Origin of the sequence: Mesorhizobium sp. L-8-10, assembly GCF_016756635.1 — a bacterium.
Classification (GTDB): domain Bacteria; phylum Pseudomonadota; class Alphaproteobacteria; order Rhizobiales; family Rhizobiaceae.
The window spans coordinates 4,186,035-4,204,234 of the sequence record NZ_AP023263.1 but is presented as its reverse complement, the minus strand read 5'-3'; the positions used below and the strand labels follow the sequence as shown (position 1 = coordinate 4,204,234).

The following is an 18,200-nucleotide window of genomic DNA, read 5'->3' as shown; positions in this document are numbered from 1 at the left end:
TCGCCTCCGTATGGAAGGATGCCCACGAGCGTGGATCCCCGCGTCCGCCGACCGATCGGTCGCTATACGCCCGAGGCCCATGCCCTTGACTACATCGCCATCTCAGGCATGACCGGCTGCGCGGGCCGCTGCTCCGGTATCTCTGTCATGGTCGCCTCGGTCAGCAGCAGCGTGCTCGCCACCGACACCGCGTTTTCGAGCGCAATTCGAACGACCTTGGTTGGATCGATGATGCCGGCCTCGACCAGATCGACATATTGCTTGCGCCCTGCATCGAAACCGTAATTGTCCTTTCCTTCGAGCATTCTGGCGACCACCACTCCGCCGTCGACCGCCGAATTCTCCGCGATCTGGCGGACAGGCAGTTCAAGCGCGCGCTTCAGGATTTGCACGCCCGTCCGCTCGTCGCCTTCGCACATTTGCTCCTCCGCCTCCACGGGTCCGATGCAGCGCAGCAGCGCGAGCCCTCCGCCGGGCACGACGCCTTCCGCAACGGCCGCCTTGGAGGCGCTTATCGCGTCGTCGAGCGCTTCCTTCTTCGACTTCATTTCGGCTTCCGTCGGAGCGCCGACCTTGATGACGGCGACACCGCCGGACAGTTTCGCAAGCCTCTCCTGCAGCTTTTCGCGATCGTAATCGCTGGTCGTATCCTCGATCTCACGACGGATCTGCTCGATGCGGCCCTTGATCGCCTTGCTCTCCCCTCCGCCTCCGACGATGATCGTGCGGTCCTTGTCGGAAACGACCCTCTTGGCGCGGCCGAGTTGGTCGATGGCCACATTCTCCAGCTTGATGCCAAGCTCTTCGGAAATCACCTGCGACCCTGTCAGCACCGCTATGTCCTGAAGCATGGCCTTGCGACGGTCGCCGAAGCCCGGCGCCTTGACCGCGCAATTCTTCAGCGTGCCGCGGATGTGGTTCACGATGAGCGTGGCCAGTGCTTCGCCCTCCACGTCCTCCGCGACGACGAGCAGCGGCTGGCCGGATTTGGCGACGGCTTCCAGGAGCCTTATCAGGTCGTTGAGGGACAGGATCTTGCGGTCGACGATCAGTACCAGGGGATCTTCGAGCACCGCCTCCATCTTTTCCGCATCCGCCGCGAAATAGGGCGAGACGAAGCCGCGATCGAACTCCATGCCTTCCACGACGTCGAGAACTGTCTCCGTGGACTTCGATTCCTCGACGGTTATGACGCCCTCGCCGCCGACCTTCTCCATCGCCGCACCGACCAGTTCGCCGATCACAGTATCGTTATGCGCCGAGATCGTCGCGACCTGCTCCTTCTCTCGCCGCGTCTCGACCGGCTTGGATATCGCCTTCAATGCCTCGACAGCGCGTTTTGTCGCCCGGTCAAGGCCGCGCTTGATATCGATTGCGCTCGCGCCGGCAACGACATTGCGCACCCCATCGGCGAAGATCGCGTGAGCGAGAATTGTCGAAGTGCTGGTTCCGTCGCCGACCATCTCGCCGGTCTTTTCCGCGGCCTGCCTCAGCATGCGGGCTCCAAGGTTCTCCTCCGGATCCTTGAGGTCGAACTCCTTGGCGATGGTGACACCGTCGTTGCAGACGATCGGCGCTCCCCACTTCTTTTCGATGAGCACCGATTTCGAACGCGGACCTAGCGTCACGCGAACTGCGTCGGCAAGCTGCGTCGTGCCCCGCAGGATCTTCTCGCGAGCCTCGGAACGGAACAAGACCTGTTTGTGAGCCATGGCATGAGCCTCCTCGGTCAAGAGGCTCCTAGCGCAACCGAGCAACCGGTTTCCTTGATGCCGGTCAAATTGTCGGAGAGCGGGATCATGTCGGCGACCATGGGACGCAACGAGGCTTGGAGATTTCCCGCTGGTATTCGCTGCCTGAGGCTTCCAAATCGCTTTGACGACCTCCCGGCGCGGCTTCGACGCCGCATGGTCGAGGCGCGCCCTGCAGGCTGGAGCGTCCTGCAAGGCGCCAGGCCTTCCCCCTGCGGACGAAGACCAGACAGCCAGCCACCCCGCGGAGTAGACACCGAGGGTGACGACTGTGCCCCACAAGCCGATGTCTCGGCCAGTGCCATGGACCGCAATCGCATCCAAGGCCCGCCCCAGGATGCATCCCGCGCCATAGGCTTAACGAGTATTCAGTGCGTCTTCGGCGCTCACATTGACGCAGATCAAAGCAAGAAAAGCATCATCGGACACGATTACTTTCTACGAGAACCTGTCCACGAGAGGAGTGATCGAAGATGCACGATCAGCGCTGGCAGGATCGAATAATCCTCGTCGCGGGGTTGTGGTCGATCTCATCAAGCTGGCTGCTCGGGGCAGCCGTGCCGCATGGCGCTTCGGCGAACGCGATAACGTGGAATTTTCTGCTCGGCGGAGCGGCCGCTGTCACACTGAGCCTTGCGGCGTCGGCATCGTTTCAGGTTGGGCGGAAGTGGCGAACGTCATGCTTGGCGCATGGCTCATCGCATCACCATGGGGTCCTGGAGTTCGCAGCCGCTGATGTCGCCAACTGGAGCGCAGTCCTTTCAGGGGCTATGATCGCACTTCTTGCAGCGTGGCGGGCGCTGTGGGCTCTGGAGGAAGCAGGAAACATCTGAGTGCCTCGGAGGAACGTACTGCAGGCACCGTCGGGAACCACGTCATGCCGACCAGGATACGAATGTTGTACCCCGCTTGCGTTATCATGCCGGAAGGCGTCGAGATGCTGCGTCGTGTCTGCAACTCGCTTTGCGGAGACCAAGGCATTGAAGTGGATTCCGGCGAAGCTGCCAGGATCGCCCGGCATGCGATCAAGCTCTACGCGAACGGCCTGGCCGACGAGAGCGAACTGCTTCAGGCGATGAAGAACTGGTTGCGAGGCCGCACCAACCCCCTCCTGAGGCGCCCGGGCTCCACTTCTCACGCTTCGGCCTCGGTCGGCGTATGGTCGTCGCCGTCCGATGGCAGGTGACCAGTTGGGTCCGCTCGGGGATTGCAGCAGCGTCGGCTTCCGGGTGGTGTGCCCACCAGCCAAGGCGCACCCTCATCGGCCTGTCGAGGTCGCTCGATCACGGCCGCTTTGATGCTTGTTGGCCCGAACCTTGGGCGCGCGGCCAGCGAGCGGCCGTGGCTCGGGCGGAACAAATCGTTGACCCTGTCTTGATCAGGCTGACGCATCCACGTGAACTCAATCACCGGCGCGCCGCACCACGCCGCTTGGCGCCAAAGGGCACGAGCGACGCAGCCGCGCCTCCAACGGTCGATCTCATCGACCGCTGTTATGGTCCGATCCTCAAGATCAAAACCGACCTTCGCGGCCCCCGCCCGCAGGTTCGCCCGGAGTTTCAGGCAGCAACCGTCGCCGCGGCTCTGTCTTCCGCAGCACGCTCGGCTTCCTTGCTCACATCCTTGGCCGTTTCGGTGGCAAGCCTCGCGCCGATCGACGCGATCCTTCCAGCTTCGGCAGCATAGTCGGAGCTGGCGTTCTGCATGAAAGCAGCGACGATATCGACCGAGTCCTCGGACTTGGCGCTTCCGGCAAGGTCAGCCAGGAGTTTCACGTCCTCCTCATAGCGGCGCTTGAGGAAAGTGAGAGCCTCGATCTGATACTGCATTGCCGCCTTGAGGCCATGAAGCTGCAGGCGCACAGCCGCCTGATAGAATCTCTGCCCGCTCGTGACGAAAGGCAGTGCCGCAACGGGAACAGGCGGCTGATCGGATTTCCAAGGCATGGTAGCTCCTTTCTTTGACAGCGCGAAAGCGACCTCAAAACTCTAGCGGCGCGGCGTTCATGTACTTTGATCTGCATCAAGACATGTCGTCTTGCCCGACAGAGAGCGGCGGCGTCTTGATCTCTGCAGCGAAGCTTCGTCGCGATCATTGACCGACGTCAAAGCGGGGCTGGCGGCGGGAGCGCATGATGACCGCGATCCGCACCAGCAAGGAGACATGCGATGAAAGCTCTCGTCTATGGAGGCCCGGGCAAGAAGTCTCTCGAAGAGCGTCCCGTCCCTGAGATCGTCGCTCCGACCGACGCCCTCGTGAAGGTGACGAGGACCACCATCTGCGGCACCGATCTCCACATCCTGAAGGGCGATGTGCCGAGCTGCACCCCGGGTCGCGTCCTGGGCCATGAAGGCGTGGGCGTCGTGGAGGAGACAGGCGCCGGCGTGACCGAGTTCAAGAAGGGCGATCGTGTGCTGATCTCCTGCATATCGTCCTGCGGCAAATGCGAGCATTGCCGCAAGGGCATGTATTCGCATTGCTCGACCGGCGGCTGGATTCTCGGCAACACGATCGATGGAACCCAGGCGGAATTCGTCCGCATCCCGCATGCCGACACCAGTCTCTACCACATCCCGGACGGCGCCGACGAAGAAGCACTGGTCATGCTGAGCGACATCCTGCCGACCGGCTTCGAGTGCGGGGTGCTCAATGGCAGGGTGCAGCCTGGCGGCACGGTGGCTGTCGTCGGCTCCGGACCGATCGGTCTCGCGGCGCTTCTGACGGCACAGTTCTATTCTCCCTCCCAGATCATCATGATCGATCTCGATCAGAACCGCCTCGAAGTGGCGCGCCGTTTCGGCGCAACGGCGACGGTCAATGGTAGCGGAGACGACGCAGCGGACCAGGTGCTGGCGTTGACCGGCGGGCGCGGCGTCGATACCGCCATCGAAGCCGTCGGCATTCCGGCGACTTTCGAACTCTGCGAAGACATTGTCGCCCCGGGCGGCGTCATTGCCAATGTCGGCGTCCACGGCGTGAAGGCCGATCTCCATTTGGAGAAGCTCTGGTCGCACAATATCGGGATCACCACGCGTCTGGTCGATACCGTCAGTACGCCGATGTTGCTGAAGACCGTACAGTCCGGGAAGATCGATCCGAAAAAGCTGATCACGCACCGGTTCGCGCTCGATCGGATCGTCGACGCCTATGAAACGTTCGGGAGCGCAGCGAGCACTCACGCCCTGAAGGTCATCATCGAGACTCCAGCCGCGAATGGCCACGCCACGCGATCAGTCGGACAGGCCACAACCGGGAAGCCGGACAGTACCGTGGCAGCCGACAAATGGAGCTGCGATCTGGTGACCCGCTCCGGGCTTGTTCTTCACGTTCGCCCGGTTCGCGCCGACGACGAAGAGGCGCTTTCGGATTTCTTCACGCATGTGACGCCCCGGGACCTGCGCTTTCGTTTCCTTGGCGGCGTGAGGGAGGTCAGCCACGAGCGTCTCGTCGCCATGACCCACGTCGATCACCGGCTGACGGAGAATTTCCTCGCATGCGTCGATGGCGGAGAGACCATCGTTGCGACCGCGATGCTGGCCTGCGAGCCTACTTTCGAGAAGGGCGAGGTGGCGATCTCGGTCCGCTCCGACTACAAGCACAAGGGTGTCGCATGGGAGTTGCTCCGCCATCTCGCCCGTTATGCGGAGGCCCGAGGCCTCAAGGCACTTGAAGCCATTGAGAGCCGCGAGAACCATGAGGCCATCGAGCTTGAGCGCGAGCAGGGATTTGTCGCTGAATATTACCCCGACGACCCGACGCTCGTCCTGATCCGGAAGGAGTTTCACAGGAACTGACCCTGCCGGGCGCTGAGCCGGAGAATGCTGCGATGCTGACACATCGGGCTAAGGTCCAAAGGCGTCCGCGCACTGGACTACGCAACCGGGAACTGAACATAGGGCGGCGCACTCATCGATGCAGTTCGATTGCGTTGACCTGGGTGAGGTCCGCCCCGGTTACGGTGGGTGCGGCATGTAATCGGACCAACAGATTCCTGCAGAAGGCACCGCGCGCATGATGTTGCCGGAAACCCCGCACGCCTTGCCGGCGGCCGAGTTGCTTCGGCGGCTGCTTGTGTCCAGCGCCGATGGACTGTCGGACGACGAGATCTGCAAGCGGCGTAGGCGTTTTGGATCGAACACGATCTCCTCGCGGCGCGCCGCCAGTGTGATGCGCCTGCTGCTGCACCAGTTCACGAGTCCGGTCGTCTATCTCCTGGGTGGCGCGGCGGGGCTCGCCTTCTATTTCGGCGAATTGGAAGAAGGCGGCGCCATCGTCGTGGTACTCGCCATCAACGCCCTGATCGGCTTCGTGACCGAATTGAAGGCGGCACGGTCCATTGAGGCTTTGCGTGCGCTCGGCGCGCGCACCGCCCGCGTCCGACGGGAGGGGCGCGTTCGTCTCGTGCCGGCCGAGGACCTGGTTCCAGGCGACATCGCCATTTTGGACGCGGGCGACGCGGTGTCGGCCGACATGCGCCTGATCGAGTCCTCGCGTCTTTCGGCGGACGAGTCGACGCTGACCGGCGAGTCGGTCACCGTCGACAAACAGACGCACCCGGTCAGCGCGGACGCCCGTCTCAGCGATCGCGCGTCGATGCTGTTCAAGGGCACTTCCGTCACGCGCGGCAGCGGCATCGGCGTCGTCGTGGCGACCGGCCTCGCGACGGAACTTGGCCAGGTCACGCGGCTCGTCCTTGAAGCCGATCCGGGCAGCTCGCCGCTCGAACGCAAGCTCGCCCGCCTGTCGGCGCAGCTCGTCTGGGTGACGCTCGTCGTCGCGGCCGTGATCGGCACTATCGGTCTCGTGGGTGGTCAAGACCCTTTCCTCATGGTCGAGGCGGCTATTGCACTCGCCGTGGCAGCGATCCCCGAGGGGCTCCCGATCGTTGCGACGCTGGCGCTCGCCCGCGGGATGTGGCGCATGGCGCGGCAGAATGCGCTGATCGAGCGCTTGTCCGCAGTCGAGACGCTCGGGGCCACCACCGTGATTCTCACCGACAAGACCGGCACGCTGACCGAAAACCGGATGACTGTACGGCGGCTCTGCACTGCCTCCGGCGAGATCGAAGTGGAGACAAGGTCGCCGAAGGCCGGCGAGCATCCGCGGCTCGCGGACGACCGGCAGGCGGTCGTGTTGCTGCGCATCGCCGTCCTGTGCAGCGACGCCCATCTCGACCGCGCGGACGAAGATGGCAGTGGCGACCCGATGGAAATCGCGCTCTTGCGCGCCGGGCTGCACGCGGGCTTGAGACGGACAGCGCTGCTCCACGAGCATCGCATCACGCTCAAGCATGCCTTTGACCCCGCGACCAAGATGATGGCCACGGTGCATGAGAGCGGGAACGGCTTCCTGATCGCGGTGAAGGGAGCGCCGGAAGCAGTGCTTGCAGCCGCGACGCGGGTGATGGTCGAGCACGGCGCGGTGGCGCTCGATGACGCCATGCGAGCCGAGTGGCTCGCCCGCGCCGAGCACTTCGGCCATCATGGCCTGCGCGTGCTCGCCTGCGCAATGAGGTTGGACACGCAGGCAAACAGCGCGCCATACGAAGGGCTGGTCCTGATCGGCCTCATCGGCCTGGAGGATCCGGCGCGTGCCGACGTGCCACGCGCGATCCGGGATTGCCGCCGGGCGGGAATCCGCGTCGTGATGGTCACCGGCGACCATCCGGTGACGGCGCGGAGCATCGGTCGCGCCGTCGGACTGGGAGACAACGCTGCGAATGTCGTGGAGGGCGAGAAGATCGCGCATCTCGTCGAGGCCGGACAGCCCGCGCTGCGCGATGTCGGTATCTTCGCCCGGGTGAGCCCGGCCGAGAAGCTCGCGCTCGTCAGGGCCTATCAGGCCGCAGGCGAAATCGTCGCCATGACCGGGGACGGGTCAACGACGCACCGGCCTTGCGGCAGGCCGACATCGGCGTGGCAATGGGCCTGCGTGGCACCGATGTGGCGCGCGAAGCAGCCGCCATGATCCTGCTCGACGACGCATTTCCCACCATTGTCAGGGCGATCCGCGAAGGCCGCCTGATTTTCGGCAATATCCGCCGTTTTGTGGTCTACCTCTTGTCCTGCAATCTCAGCGAGGTGATGGTCGTCGGCTTGGCTGTGCTGTGGGCGCTCCCGCTGCCGCTTCTGCCGCTGCAGATTCTCTATCTCAATCTCGTTACCGACGTGTTCCCGGCCTTCGCGCTGGCGATGGGCGAAGGCGAAGCCGGCATCCTGGAGCGTTCGCCGCGCGATCCGAAAGAACCCATCCTCGGGCGTCGGCAATGGCTCACGATCATCCTGCATGGCGTCACACTGACCGTTGGCACGTTCGGGGCGCTGGCCGCGGCGCGCCTGCTTGACCTCGACGCGTCGCAGTCGGTGACGGTCACCTTCCTCACCCTCGCCTTCGCACAGCTCTGGCACGCGCTGAACATGCGCCACATGCGATCGGGGCTCATCGTCAACGAAGTCACGCGCAACGGCTGGCTATGGGGCGCGCTCGCGCTCTGCGCAGGGCTGCTCGCGACGCCGCCCTATCTGCCCCCTGCCGCGCAGCTGCTGCATCTTGCCCCGCTCACCGCCGACATGTGGTCGGTCGTTCTGGCATGCAGTCTGGCGCCGCTGGTCGTGGCGCAGGCAACCATGGCTGTCATCGGCCGCCGTCATAAGAGGCAGCGATGACTGCGACTTTTCTGCCTTGGCTGAAGTTTGCCGTGTGCGTAGTCCTGATCGGCCTTGCCGGCCCGGCGCTCATACGCAACGGAGACGTCATCGCGCGGCTGACCGGCCTGTCTCGATCATGGATCGGCCTTGTGCTGATCGCGACCGCAACGTCCTTGCCCGAACTGATCACAGGGGTGAGCGCCGTCATTGCCGTGGATGCACCCAACATCGCCGTCGGCGACGCGCTCGGCAGTTGCGTGTTCAACCTCATGATGCTGGTGCTCCTCGACATTCTGAGCCGCGAGGAGCCGATGTATCGCCGCATCGACCAGGGCCACATCCTGACGGCCGGCTTCGGAGTGATATTGATCGGCGCGGCCGGCGCTTTCCTGCTGCTCAGCCAGAATGCGCTCAGCTTCCAGTTCCTGCACGTCAGCGGCTATACCCCGTTCATCATCGTGATCTATCTCGTCGCGGTGCGCGCGGCCTTCGTCTATGAGCGCCGCACCCGGTCTCCATCGGCGCTCGCCAAGGCCGAAGGCAGCATTTCCCTGCGCAATGCGGCATTGGGCTACTTGGCTGCCGCGAGCGTGATCGTCGTCGCCGGCACCTGGCTCCCCTTCGTCGGGAGAGAAATTGCCGAGGTGATGGGCTGGAGGACGACCTTCGTCGGCACACTGCTGATTGCAGGAGCGACCTCGGTGCCGGAACTCGTGGTGACGGTGAGCGCGCTCAGGCTCGGCGCCGTCGACATGGCCATCGGCAGCCTGCTCGGCAGCAATTTGTTCGACATCCTCATCCTGGCGATCGATGATATCGCCTATGGCAAAGGTCCGTTGCTTCGCGCTGTCTCACCCGCGCACGCCATTACCGCATTTGCCGCAACGATCATGTCCGGCATCTTCATCGTCGCCATGCTCTTCAGGCCGGAGACGCGCCTTGGTGGGACGATCGGCTGGGTCAGCCTGTCGCTGCTCATCGTCTATCTGTTCAGCTCATATGCTATCTATCTGCTGGGACACTGAGCAAAGTATCGGTGCGGCGGCGCCGATCCATTGGCGCTGCCGTCGCCCGAGCGACCGTCAGTGATAGACGAACAGGGCGCAGGGTGGCTCCTCCAGCAATTGTGTGCTGGTCGAACCGAACAGACGCTCTCGCAGGCCGCGGTGCCCGTGAACGCCCATCACCAACGTGCCGACCTTGCGGTCGGCCGCCTCGATTCTCAGCACTTCGGCTGGATGCGCACGTGTGGCGATCGAGACAAGTTCGACGCTGCAGCCACGGCCACGCAGGTAGCGCTCCGCGCCGACGGGAATTCGCTCTGCCGCCGCCTTGTCGGCACCGATGGTAACGAGGTGCACACGATGCTGCGACCAGAGGCCGAGCAGCATGAAGAGCTGCACCGCACGCATCGCGGGCAGGCTCCCGTCGTAGGCGATCATGATGTCGCCATCGCCGCGGTCCTCGTCGCCACAGGCGATCAGCGGACGCGGCGTCATCCAGCTCAGCTTGGCGAGCATGTCAGGCAGACGCTCACGTATGCTGCCTCGAAATGCCGTATCATGGCCTGTCACCAGCAGATCGCTGCTTTCCGCGGCGATCTGAAGCGCGCCGAGCGGATCGCCATGGAAGTCCAGCCATTCGAAAGGCAGGTCGTTGGCCTTGCACTCCTTCTCGTAGACGTCGCGCAGCCGGGCACAGGTGTCCTTCGCCTGCGCTTTCAACGTCTCTTCCATCTGCATTCTGTAGGCCGTCGCGCCGATACGTCCGATCATCGGCGCCTCGATGAACGCCAGATCGATACCCGCGATCCCCGCCAGCTCCGCATGTTCCGCCCGCGCCAGGCGGAACGCGTATTGCCGCGCGGCGGCCGATGCGCTCGTTTCGCCAAGTAGGACCAGGATGCGCTTGAGCACGAGACCTCTCGAATACAAAGGTGAGAAGACTTTATCAGATGCCATTATCCTCAACTAGGAGGATTGCCGCTTGATCGAAATCAAGCCGTGCCAAGGCGGGGTCATGCGATTTGAGGTTGACCATGTCCTGGCGATGCGAGGCCGGCAGATCCTCCTGTAGCGCGAGAGATGCTGCCGCCTGTCACCTCTGCCCTCTCACGCGAGGCCGATTGGGATCGCCTGCGGTCCCTGCCGCGGCCGGCACGCCGTTCAGCCCTGCTTTCGGCGTTCGCGCAGCAGCCAGGTCACCATCGCGCCCTTGCCCTTGATGTCGAGGGGACCGACCTCGTCCAGAACGAACTTGTCCTCGAGCAGTTCGTAGCTTTCTCGCGACACCTGGATCTGGCCCTGCGGCGCGGTCGTTTCCATGCGGGAGGCCACGTTCACCGCGTCACCCCACAAGTCGTAGAACATCCTGCTCGTTCCGATCACGCCAGCCACTACAGGGCCTGACGCCATTCCAATGCGGATGGCCACCGGCTGACCTTGCGAGTCGGGCAGCGTCATGGCCATGTCGCGCATCGCGATCGCGAAATCCGCCAAAACTTCGGCATGATCCGGACGCGATCGCGGAACGCCGCTTACGACCATGTAGGCGTCGCCGCTGGTCTTGACCTTCTCGAGGCCATGGGAGGCAACAAGCCGGTCGAATTCACCGAACACGCGGCCGAGACACTCGGCGAGATGCTCGGGCGAAACCTCGCTCGCTCGCGCGGTGAAACCTGCCATATCGGCAAACAGGACCGACGCCTCATCATATCTGTCGACGAGAATGGCGCCGGGTGCGAGCTTCAGCCGCTCTGCGACGGACTCCGGAAGGACGCTGGTGAGCAGGGATTCGCTACGCTCGTATTCGCGCTCGGCTGCCGCCTCGGCGCGAGCCGCGTCGCGGATTGCGTAGAGGACTATCGCAAACAGGATCGCCGAGCTGCCGACGACATTGGCCACAAGGCTGATCGATGTATGCTCTGTCGAACGAATTCCGGGGTCGGCCGGCACAAACAATTCGAGAACAATGATGAGCACGGCCGCCAGTACCGTCAGCGCTGCGCTGATCGCCAGATGATCGAGGCCCAGGATCAGGACCATGATCGCCGCCGCGACCAGATATTGCATCGGCATCCCGGTATCGGTGCCGACCATGCTGCAGATCGTGAAGATGATTGCGTAGCCGACGACCGCAAAGGCCAACGGCCCGACGAGCGGGCCAAAGCGATGCAACAGCGGTATCAGCGCCAACAAGGCCGCCGCGATCACATAGGCCATGCCGACCTTCCAGGTTCCCGCCGATGCAGCGAGAAATTCGCCCGCCGCGAAGCCGGCCATCAACGTCGCGGCCATCCATGTTGCGATGTTGAGGACGCGAAGCCGCCGCGCGACCTTGGGAGGGAAGCCGCTGGTGCCGTAACCTATTCCCGGCATATATCGCAGCGGGAACCGGCGTCGCCCGAGCGCTGACCGGGCCGGACGGGGAGGATCGGCAACGCCGGCGCCGCGGCCGTCTTGCGCCATCATCGATCTCGCCCTGGCTTGGGCGGGCAGAAGGCAGAATGCAGCGCTTCGACGACGGTCAGCACCTCCGGCCGGGTGATACGATAGAAGACGGCCGTACCCTCCCGCCGCGCCTCGACCAGCCCGTCGGCGCGCAAGCGCATCAATTGCTGCGACATCGGCACCTGCTCGATGTCCAGTTCCTGACGCAGCTCGCCGACCGATTTCTCTTCCCGGCCGAGAGCGCAAAGCACCAGCAGCCGCTGCGGATGCGAGAGGCTGCGCAGCAGTTCGGCAGCCTTTCCTGAAGCCGGGATCATTTCTTTTACATTCATGTTCTTGAATTTATAATCTTTGAATGTTAGATGCAAGGGCGAGATGGCGGCCGACCGGCAGCTGGTTGCGCCAGATCAAAGCCGAAGAGCCGCCGGACAGGCATTCTATCCGCAATGCCAAAGGAGGAAACGCCCATGTCGCATGTCGTCGTTCTTGGTGCCGGCCTTGGCGGCACGATCATGGCCTTCGAAATGAAAGAGAAGTTGCGCCGCGAGGACCAACTGACGGTCGTCAATCTCGGGACGGTCTATTCGTTCGTCCCGTCCAACCCTTGGGTGGCCGTCGGATGGCGAGAACGCGAGAACGTCACGGTCGATCTCAGCGCGGTACTCGCCGGCCGCGGCATCGGGTTCAGACCCGAAGGCGCGCGGCGCGTCCATCCGAAGGAGAACCGCATCGAGCTGAACGGCGGCTCCTTCCTCGACTACGATTACCTCATCATTGCCACCGGACCCGATCTTGCCTTCGACGAAGTCCCCGGCCTTGGGCCTGATGGCTTCACCCAGTCCATCTGTCAGATCGACCACGCCATCGCAGCGAAAGCGAGTTTCGACGCGCTGGTCCAAAAGCCCGGTCCCGTCGTCGTCGGCGCGATCCAGGGCGCCTCGTGCTTCGGCCCCGCCTATGAGTTCGCCTTCATCCTCGATACGGCGCTTCGCCGCGCCAGGAAGCGCGACCAGGTGCCAATGACCTTCGTCACGCCGGAGCCCTATATCGGGCACCTGGGACTGGACGGAGTGGGCGACACCAAAGGCCTGCTCGAGAGCGCCATGCGCGAGCGGCACATCAATTGGATCACCAACGCCAGGGTCACCAGGGTCGACGCCGGCAAGATGTTCGCCGAGGAGGTCGGCGATGACGGCTCGCTCAAGACCAGCCACGAGTTGCCCTTCGCCTATTCCATGATGCTGCCGGCATTCCGCGGGGTTCCTGCCGTTGCCGGGGTCGAGGGCCTGACCAATCCGCGCGGGTTCATCGCAATCAACAAGCATCAGCGCAATCCCGCCTTCCCGAACGTGTTCGCGATCGGCGTCTGTGTTGCCATCCCGCCGGTCGGCAAGACGCCGTTGCCGGTCGGCGTGCCGAAGACCGGTCTCATGATCGAATCCATGGTGACGGCGGTGGCGGCGAACATCGGCGCACTGCTCAGGGGAGCCGAGCCGAACGCGGTCGCGACCTGGAACGCCGTCTGCCTGGCGGATTTCGGCGACGAGGGAATTGCCTTCGTCGCGCAGCCGCAGATCCCTCCCCGCAACGTCAACTGGTCGTCGCGCGGCAAGTGGGTGCATGCCGCCAAGGTCGGCTTCGAAAGGTACTTCCTCCACAAGGTCCGGCAGGGCAAGGCCGAGACCTTCTATGAAAGGCTGATGCTGGATGTGCTCGGCATCAGGAAACTCAAGGACATCCACCCGGAACCGGCCGAATAGCCGGCAAAACGTCTCGAAAGGAGTACAACAATGACAATCGATCGTGCCGTACTGATGTTTGCGGGCCTCGTCGTCCTGGTCTCGCTGGCGCTCGGATACTACGTTTCCCCGTACTGGTTCCTGCTGACAGCCTTTGCCGGGCTGAACATGATCCAGGCATCGATGACGGGCTTCTGCCCCGCAGCCCTGATGTTCAAGAAACTCGGCTGCAAGTCCGGCGTCGCATTCGAATGACCGGCACCAACCAACACTGACCCTAAACGAAACGACCGGGCCGACCTCGGCCCGGCGCGGCCCTTCACGAGCAGCATTCATGTCGCAGTCGAGATCATTGATTTCAGCAGCAATACTGGCCGCCGCCAGCATCGGCCTTGCGCCGGCTTCGGCTGCGGAATTCGTCGTCAGGACGACGACGGTCACGGAGATGAAAGCCGTCTTCGGTCAGGTCGAGAGCAGAACGGTCGTGCCGGCGCGTGCGCGCATCGGCGGCACCATCCGGGAGATCCGGGTCAGTGAGGGCGACGAGGTCAGGGAAGGCGATGTCATCGCCGTCGTGGTCGACGACAAGATCGCGCTGGAACTGCAGGCTGCCGAAGCTCAGATCAAGGCGTTGCAATCCCAGCTCGAGAACGCGAAGACCGAAGTCTCCCGTGTCGAGCGACTGGTCTCCCAGGGCATTGCCACGCAAAGCAGCCGCGACGCGGTGCAGATGCAGATGGAGGTCGTGACGAACCAGGTTGCGGCCGCGGAGGCGACCAGGGCGGTGATCGAGCAGCGCGCCCGCGAAGGCGAAACCCTCGCGCCAGCCTCGGGCCGCGTGCTCACCGTGCCCGTCACGCCCGGGTCTGTCATCCTGGCAGGCGAGGAGATCGCGCGGATCGCGACCGGCCCGTACTATCTGCGCCTGTCGCTGCCCGAGCGCCATGCCGCGGAGATCGTCGAGGGCGATACGGTCCTCGTCAGCGAACGCAGCGTGGCAAAGGCCGCCGATGCGCCTGCGGCGCCACGCCCGGGCAGGGTCGCGAAAGTCTATCCCGAGATCGCCAGCGGCCGCGTGATTGCCGATGTCGAGGTGGCCGGCATCGGCAGCTATTTCGTCAACGAGCGCACGCTCGTCTCGATCCCGGTCGGCAAGCGCTCCGTGCTGGCCGTGCCGCCGCAGGCGGTAAGGACGGTGCATGGCGTCGACTATATCCGCATAGCGACGGCTGGCGGTGAGATGGATGTCGCCGTCGTGCTCGGCGAAACCTTCGCTTCCGACGGGACCATGGTGGAGATCCTGAGCGGCCTGCGTGACGGCGACAAGGTCATCCTGCCATGAAGCTCGGAATGGCCGGCGCACTGACGCGCACCTTCATCGCATCGCCGCTTACGCCGCTCTTCCTGCTCGCCGCGCTCGCCCTGGGCCTCGTGGCTCTGCTTACGCTGCCGCGCGAAGAGGAGCCCCAAATCTCGGTTCCGATGGTCGACATCCACGTCAGCGCCGATGGTCTCAAGGCCGAGGATGCGGTCAAGCTCGTCACCGAGCCGCTCGAGACGATCATCAAGAGCATCGACGGCGTCGAGCATGTCTATTCGCAGACGCAGGACGACGGCGCCGTTGTCACGGCGCGCTTCGAGGTCGGGACGAGCGCGGACGCCGCGATCCTGAGGGTCCACGACAAGGTGCGCGCCAACATGGACCGCATCCCCGTCGGCGTTCCCGAGCCGCTGATCGTCGGCCGCGGCATTGACGATGTCGCGATCGTGGTGCTGACGCTGTCGCCGGCTCCGGGCGCCGCTGCGCGGTGGACGGCCAACGACCTGACAAGGCTCGCGCGCGAGCTTCAGGTCGAGGTGTCCAAGCTGCCTGATATCGGCCTGACCTACATCGTCGGCGAGCAGCCGGAGGAGATCCGGGTCGAGCCCGATCCGGAGCGGCTTTCGCTCTATGGCATCACGCTTCAGCAGCTGTCTTCGAAGATCGAGGGCGCCAACAGGTCGTTCCAGATCGGTCTGGTCCGGGAAAATGCGGAGCAGCGGACGGCCGTCGCAGGGCAGACACTGCAGACGCTGACCGAAATCAGCAACCTCCTCCTGACCGCAAGGGACGGGCGGCCCGTCTATGTGCGCGATGTGGCGAAGGTGATCCTCGCCACGGAGCCGATCGAAACCCGCGTCACGGAAGTCCGCAGGACCGGGGAGGCACTTGAACGCGTTCCCGCCGTCTCGCTGGCGATCGCCAAGCGACCCGGGACCAACGCCGTCGTCATCGCCGAGAGCATCATCCACCGCATCGAGCAGGTGCGCGGGCAGATCTTTCCCGAGGACGTCGAGATGTCGGTAACGCGCGACTACGGCGAGACCGCCAACGAGAAGGCGAACGAGCTGCTTTTCCACCTCGGCCTTGCAACCGTCTCGATCGTCGTCCTGGTCGCCTTCGCCATCGGCTGGCGCGATGCGCTGGTCGTTGCGGTCGTCATCCCGACGACCATCCTGCTCACGCTCTTTGCCGCGCGCGTCATGGGCTACACGCTCAATCGCGTGAGCCTGTTCGCCCTGATCTTCTCGATCGGCATCCTCGTCGACGATGCAATCGTCGTAATCGAGAACATCGCCCGCCATTGGGCGATGCGTGACGGCCGTTCGCGCGCGAGCGCGGCCGTCGAAGCAGTTGCAGAGGTCGGCAATCCGACGATCGTGGCAACGCTGACGGTCGTGGCCGCCCTTCTTCCGATGCTGTTCGTCTCGGGCATGATGGGCCCGTATATGAGCCCGATCCCGGCGAATGCCTCCGCGGCGATGCTGTTTTCCTTCTTCGTCGCCGTCATTCTTACGCCGTGGCTAATGATGAAGTTCGGCCGACGGGAAGCTTCGGCGCACGGCCATGGCGATGCGCGCGGCGGCTGGCTCGGACGCGCCTACGTCGCCGTCGCCCGCCCGATCCTCAAATCGAAAGCAAGGGCCTGGGGCTTCCTGCTGATCGTCGGCGTGGCGACGATCGCTTCACTGGCGCTTTTCTACACCAAGGACGTGACGGTCAAGCTGCTGCCCTTCGACAACAAGGCAGAGCTTCAGGTCGTCGTGGATCTGCCGGAGGGATCGTCCGTCGAGGCAACCGATCGCGCCCTGCAGTCGATAGTCGACCGGCTTGCGCCGGTTCCGGAAGTCGTCTCGTTCCAGACCTACGCAGGCACGGCCTCGCCGTTCAACTTCAACGGCCTGGTCCGTCACTATTATCTGCGCAATTCGCCTGACGTCGGCGACGTGCAGGTTAACCTGTTGCCGAAAGGCGGGCGCGACCGCAACAGCCACGACATTGCACTCGATATCCGCGCGCGCTTGAAGGGCCTCGACCTTCCGGTTGGAACTGCGCTCAAGGTGGTCGAACCGCCACCCGGGCCGCCTGTCCTGGGAACGCTGCTCGCCGAGGTCTACGGGCCCGATCCGGAGACCCGCCGGGCGGTGGCGGCAGAGGTGCGCAAGACGTTCGAGAGCGTACCCTTCATCGTCGATGTCGACGACACGTTCGGTAGTCCGGCCGAGCGCGTGCGCCTGGCCATCGACCAGGACAATCTGGAATATTACCGCGTCGAGCAGTCCGATCTCTACGACACGCTCGGCGCACTCTATGGCGGCGTCAGGGTGGGCTACTCGCACCGCGGCGGCGGCCGCCAGCCGATCCCGATCCGCATCGCGCTCGGCAAAAGCGAGAAGGTCGTGGACGAGCGGACGCTTGCGACACCCGTTCCCGCCAATGCCCTGCCCGGAGGACGCGACGTGGTCGAGCTCGGCGACGTGGTCAACGTCTCGCGCGAACCGGCCTCCTTTCCCATCTTCCGGCATAACGGCCGTCCGGCCGAGATGGTAATGGCCGAGCTTGCAGGCGCGTTCGAGGCCCCGATCTACGGCATGCTTGCGGTGACCGACGCGATCGACAAAGCGGATTGGGGGGCTGTGCCGAAGCCGGCGATCGCGCTGCACGGGCAGCCCGAGGATGAGTCGCAGCCGACGCTGCTGTGGGACGGCGAATGGGAAGTCACCTGGGTGACGTTCCGCGACATGGGAGCCGCTTTCATGGTCGCCATCCTCGGCATCTATGTGCTGGTCGTGGCGCAGTTCCGCTCCTTCAGGCTGCCGCTCGTCATCCTGACACCGATCCCGCTCACCTTCATCGGAATCATGCTCGGACACTGGCTGTTCGGCGCGCCGTTCACCGCCACCTCGATGATCGGCTTCATCGCACTCGCCGGCATCATTGTGCGCAATTCGATCCTGCTCGTCGATTTCATCCGGCACGCGGCGCGCCCGGACCAGCCACTGATCGACGTCCTGCTCGAAGCGGGAGCAATCAGGTTCAAGCCCATCCTCCTCACCGCGATTGCCGCCATGATCGGTGCAGCCGTGATCCTCACGGACCCGATCTTCCAGGGGCTGGCCATTTCACTGCTGTTCGGGCTTGCCTCCTCGACCGCGCTGACCGTGCTGGTCATCCCGGCGATCTACGTCGTCCTGCGAGGCGGGCGCCAGGACAGCGGCGAGATGAAGACGACGAAGCATGCGACACCGCCTTCATCCGGGCACGTGGCGCAATCCGAATTCGAGCCGGCCTGA

General features: G+C 64.1%; 15 protein-coding genes. 10 read left to right on the top strand and 5 right to left on the bottom strand.

Annotated features, from left to right (window positions below):
- Positions 1-89: 89 nt before the first annotated feature.
- Positions 90-1,712, bottom strand: coding sequence for a chaperonin GroEL (gene groL, locus JN280_RS19355; RefSeq protein WP_202314374.1), 1,623 nt, complete (start codon positions 1,710-1,712; stop codon positions 90-92).
- 512 nt (positions 1,713-2,224) lie between these two features.
- Between groL and JN280_RS19350 the strand changes: the two genes are divergently transcribed.
- Together JN280_RS19350 and JN280_RS19345 are read left to right on the top strand one after the other, a co-directional pair.
- Positions 2,225-2,584 (top strand): SPW repeat domain-containing protein, encoded by a 360-nt coding sequence (locus tag JN280_RS19350; protein WP_446720666.1) that lies wholly within the window; start codon positions 2,225-2,227, stop codon positions 2,582-2,584.
- A gap of 104 nt (positions 2,585-2,688) precedes the next feature.
- Positions 2,689-2,937 carry a hypothetical protein gene (locus tag JN280_RS19345; protein ID WP_202314372.1) on the top strand — a complete coding sequence of 83 codons (249 nt, stop codon included), beginning with the start codon at positions 2,689-2,691 and terminating at the stop codon, positions 2,935-2,937.
- A 373-nt stretch (positions 2,938-3,310) separates the two neighbouring features.
- Here the strand turns inward: JN280_RS19345 and JN280_RS19340 are convergent, their stop codons facing one another.
- Complete coding sequence (locus JN280_RS19340; RefSeq protein WP_202314370.1) at positions 3,311-3,697, bottom strand: phasin family protein; 387 nt, start codon at positions 3,695-3,697, stop codon at positions 3,311-3,313.
- Between the two features lie 222 nt (positions 3,698-3,919).
- On the opposite strand from JN280_RS19340, the gene JN280_RS40315 reads away from it, so the two are divergent.
- The 4 genes from JN280_RS40315 to JN280_RS19320 all read left to right on the top strand — a co-directional run bounded on the left by JN280_RS40315 (position 3,920) and on the right by JN280_RS19320 (position 9,423).
- A complete protein-coding gene (locus JN280_RS40315) occupies positions 3,920-5,545 on the top strand; it encodes a GNAT family N-acetyltransferase (protein ID WP_446720832.1) in 1,626 nt (541 codons plus the stop codon).
- Positions 5,546-5,762: 217 nt separating this feature from the next.
- On the top strand, positions 5,763-7,718 hold the full coding sequence (locus JN280_RS19325) for a cation-translocating P-type ATPase (RefSeq protein ID WP_342216196.1): 1,956 nt from the start codon (positions 5,763-5,765) through the stop codon (positions 7,716-7,718).
- Positions 7,715-8,416, top strand: a complete 702-nt coding sequence (locus JN280_RS40120) for a cation transporting ATPase C-terminal domain-containing protein (protein ID WP_342216195.1) — start codon at positions 7,715-7,717, stop codon at positions 8,414-8,416. Before JN280_RS19325 ends, JN280_RS40120 begins: the two co-directional genes overlap by 4 nt.
- On the top strand, positions 8,413-9,423 hold the full coding sequence (locus JN280_RS19320) for a sodium:calcium antiporter (protein WP_202314368.1): 1,011 nt from the start codon (positions 8,413-8,415) through the stop codon (positions 9,421-9,423). Before JN280_RS40120 ends, JN280_RS19320 begins: the two co-directional genes overlap by 4 nt.
- 57 nt (positions 9,424-9,480) lie before the next feature.
- Here the strand turns inward: JN280_RS19320 and JN280_RS19315 are convergent, their stop codons facing one another.
- From JN280_RS19315 to JN280_RS19305, 3 genes are all read right to left on the bottom strand, one after another.
- Positions 9,481-10,314, bottom strand: coding sequence for a universal stress protein (locus tag JN280_RS19315; protein WP_244743437.1), 834 nt, complete (start codon positions 10,312-10,314; stop codon positions 9,481-9,483).
- A 249-nt stretch (positions 10,315-10,563) separates the two neighbouring features.
- Positions 10,564-11,868 (bottom strand): adenylate/guanylate cyclase domain-containing protein, encoded by a 1,305-nt coding sequence (locus tag JN280_RS19310; RefSeq protein ID WP_244743435.1) that lies wholly within the window; start codon positions 11,866-11,868, stop codon positions 10,564-10,566.
- A complete protein-coding gene (locus JN280_RS19305; RefSeq protein WP_244743433.1) occupies positions 11,865-12,215 on the bottom strand; it encodes an ArsR/SmtB family transcription factor in 351 nt (116 codons plus the stop codon). Before JN280_RS19305 ends, JN280_RS19310 begins: the two co-directional genes overlap by 4 nt.
- Positions 12,216-12,314: 99 nt before the next feature.
- Here JN280_RS19305 and JN280_RS19300 point away from each other — a divergent pair, with 99 nt between their 5' ends.
- The 4 genes from JN280_RS19300 (at position 12,315) to JN280_RS19285 (ending at position 18,200) form a co-directional block, all read left to right on the top strand.
- Positions 12,315-13,607 carry an NAD(P)/FAD-dependent oxidoreductase gene (locus JN280_RS19300; protein WP_202314364.1) on the top strand — a complete coding sequence of 431 codons (1,293 nt, stop codon included), beginning with the start codon at positions 12,315-12,317 and terminating at the stop codon, positions 13,605-13,607.
- Positions 13,608-13,637: 30 nt separating this feature from the next.
- Positions 13,638-13,841 (top strand): YgaP family membrane protein, encoded by a 204-nt coding sequence (locus JN280_RS19295; protein WP_202314362.1) that lies wholly within the window; start codon positions 13,638-13,640, stop codon positions 13,839-13,841.
- 79 nt (positions 13,842-13,920) lie between these two features.
- Positions 13,921-14,928, top strand: a complete 1,008-nt coding sequence (locus tag JN280_RS19290; RefSeq protein ID WP_202314360.1) for an efflux RND transporter periplasmic adaptor subunit — start codon at positions 13,921-13,923, stop codon at positions 14,926-14,928.
- Entirely contained in the window at positions 14,925-18,200 is a 3,276-nt protein-coding gene (locus tag JN280_RS19285) for an efflux RND transporter permease subunit (RefSeq protein ID WP_202314358.1), read from the top strand. The genes JN280_RS19290 and JN280_RS19285 overlap by 4 nt, the downstream gene beginning before the upstream one ends.

What these genes read in the sequence shown, in the direction of transcription:
- JN280_RS19350 (WP_446720666.1), top strand. Translation starts at nt 2,225, where the DNA reads ATGCACGATCAGCGCTGGCAGGATCGAATAATCCTCGTCGCGGGGTTG.
- JN280_RS40315 (WP_446720832.1), top strand. Translation starts at nt 3,920, where the DNA reads ATGAAAGCTCTCGTCTATGGAGGCCCGGGCAAGAAGTCTCTCGAAGAG.
- JN280_RS19295 (WP_202314362.1), top strand. Translation starts at nt 13,638, where the DNA reads ATGACAATCGATCGTGCCGTACTGATGTTTGCGGGCCTCGTCGTCCTG.
- JN280_RS19340 (WP_202314370.1), bottom strand. Translation starts at nt 3,697, where the DNA reads ATGCCTTGGAAATCCGATCAGCCGCCTGTTCCCGTTGCGGCACTGCCT.
- JN280_RS19345 (WP_202314372.1), top strand. Translation starts at nt 2,689, where the DNA reads ATGCTGCGTCGTGTCTGCAACTCGCTTTGCGGAGACCAAGGCATTGAA.
- groL (WP_202314374.1), bottom strand. Translation starts at nt 1,712, where the DNA reads ATGGCTCACAAACAGGTCTTGTTCCGTTCCGAGGCTCGCGAGAAGATC.
- JN280_RS19325 (WP_342216196.1), top strand. Translation starts at nt 5,763, where the DNA reads ATGATGTTGCCGGAAACCCCGCACGCCTTGCCGGCGGCCGAGTTGCTT.
- JN280_RS19300 (WP_202314364.1), top strand. Translation starts at nt 12,315, where the DNA reads ATGTCGCATGTCGTCGTTCTTGGTGCCGGCCTTGGCGGCACGATCATG.
- JN280_RS19285 (WP_202314358.1), top strand. Translation starts at nt 14,925, where the DNA reads ATGAAGCTCGGAATGGCCGGCGCACTGACGCGCACCTTCATCGCATCG.
- JN280_RS19320 (WP_202314368.1), top strand. Translation starts at nt 8,413, where the DNA reads ATGACTGCGACTTTTCTGCCTTGGCTGAAGTTTGCCGTGTGCGTAGTC.
- JN280_RS19310 (WP_244743435.1), bottom strand. Translation starts at nt 11,868, where the DNA reads ATGATGGCGCAAGACGGCCGCGGCGCCGGCGTTGCCGATCCTCCCCGT.
- JN280_RS19290 (WP_202314360.1), top strand. Translation starts at nt 13,921, where the DNA reads ATGTCGCAGTCGAGATCATTGATTTCAGCAGCAATACTGGCCGCCGCC.
- JN280_RS40120 (WP_342216195.1), top strand. Translation starts at nt 7,715, where the DNA reads ATGATCCTGCTCGACGACGCATTTCCCACCATTGTCAGGGCGATCCGC.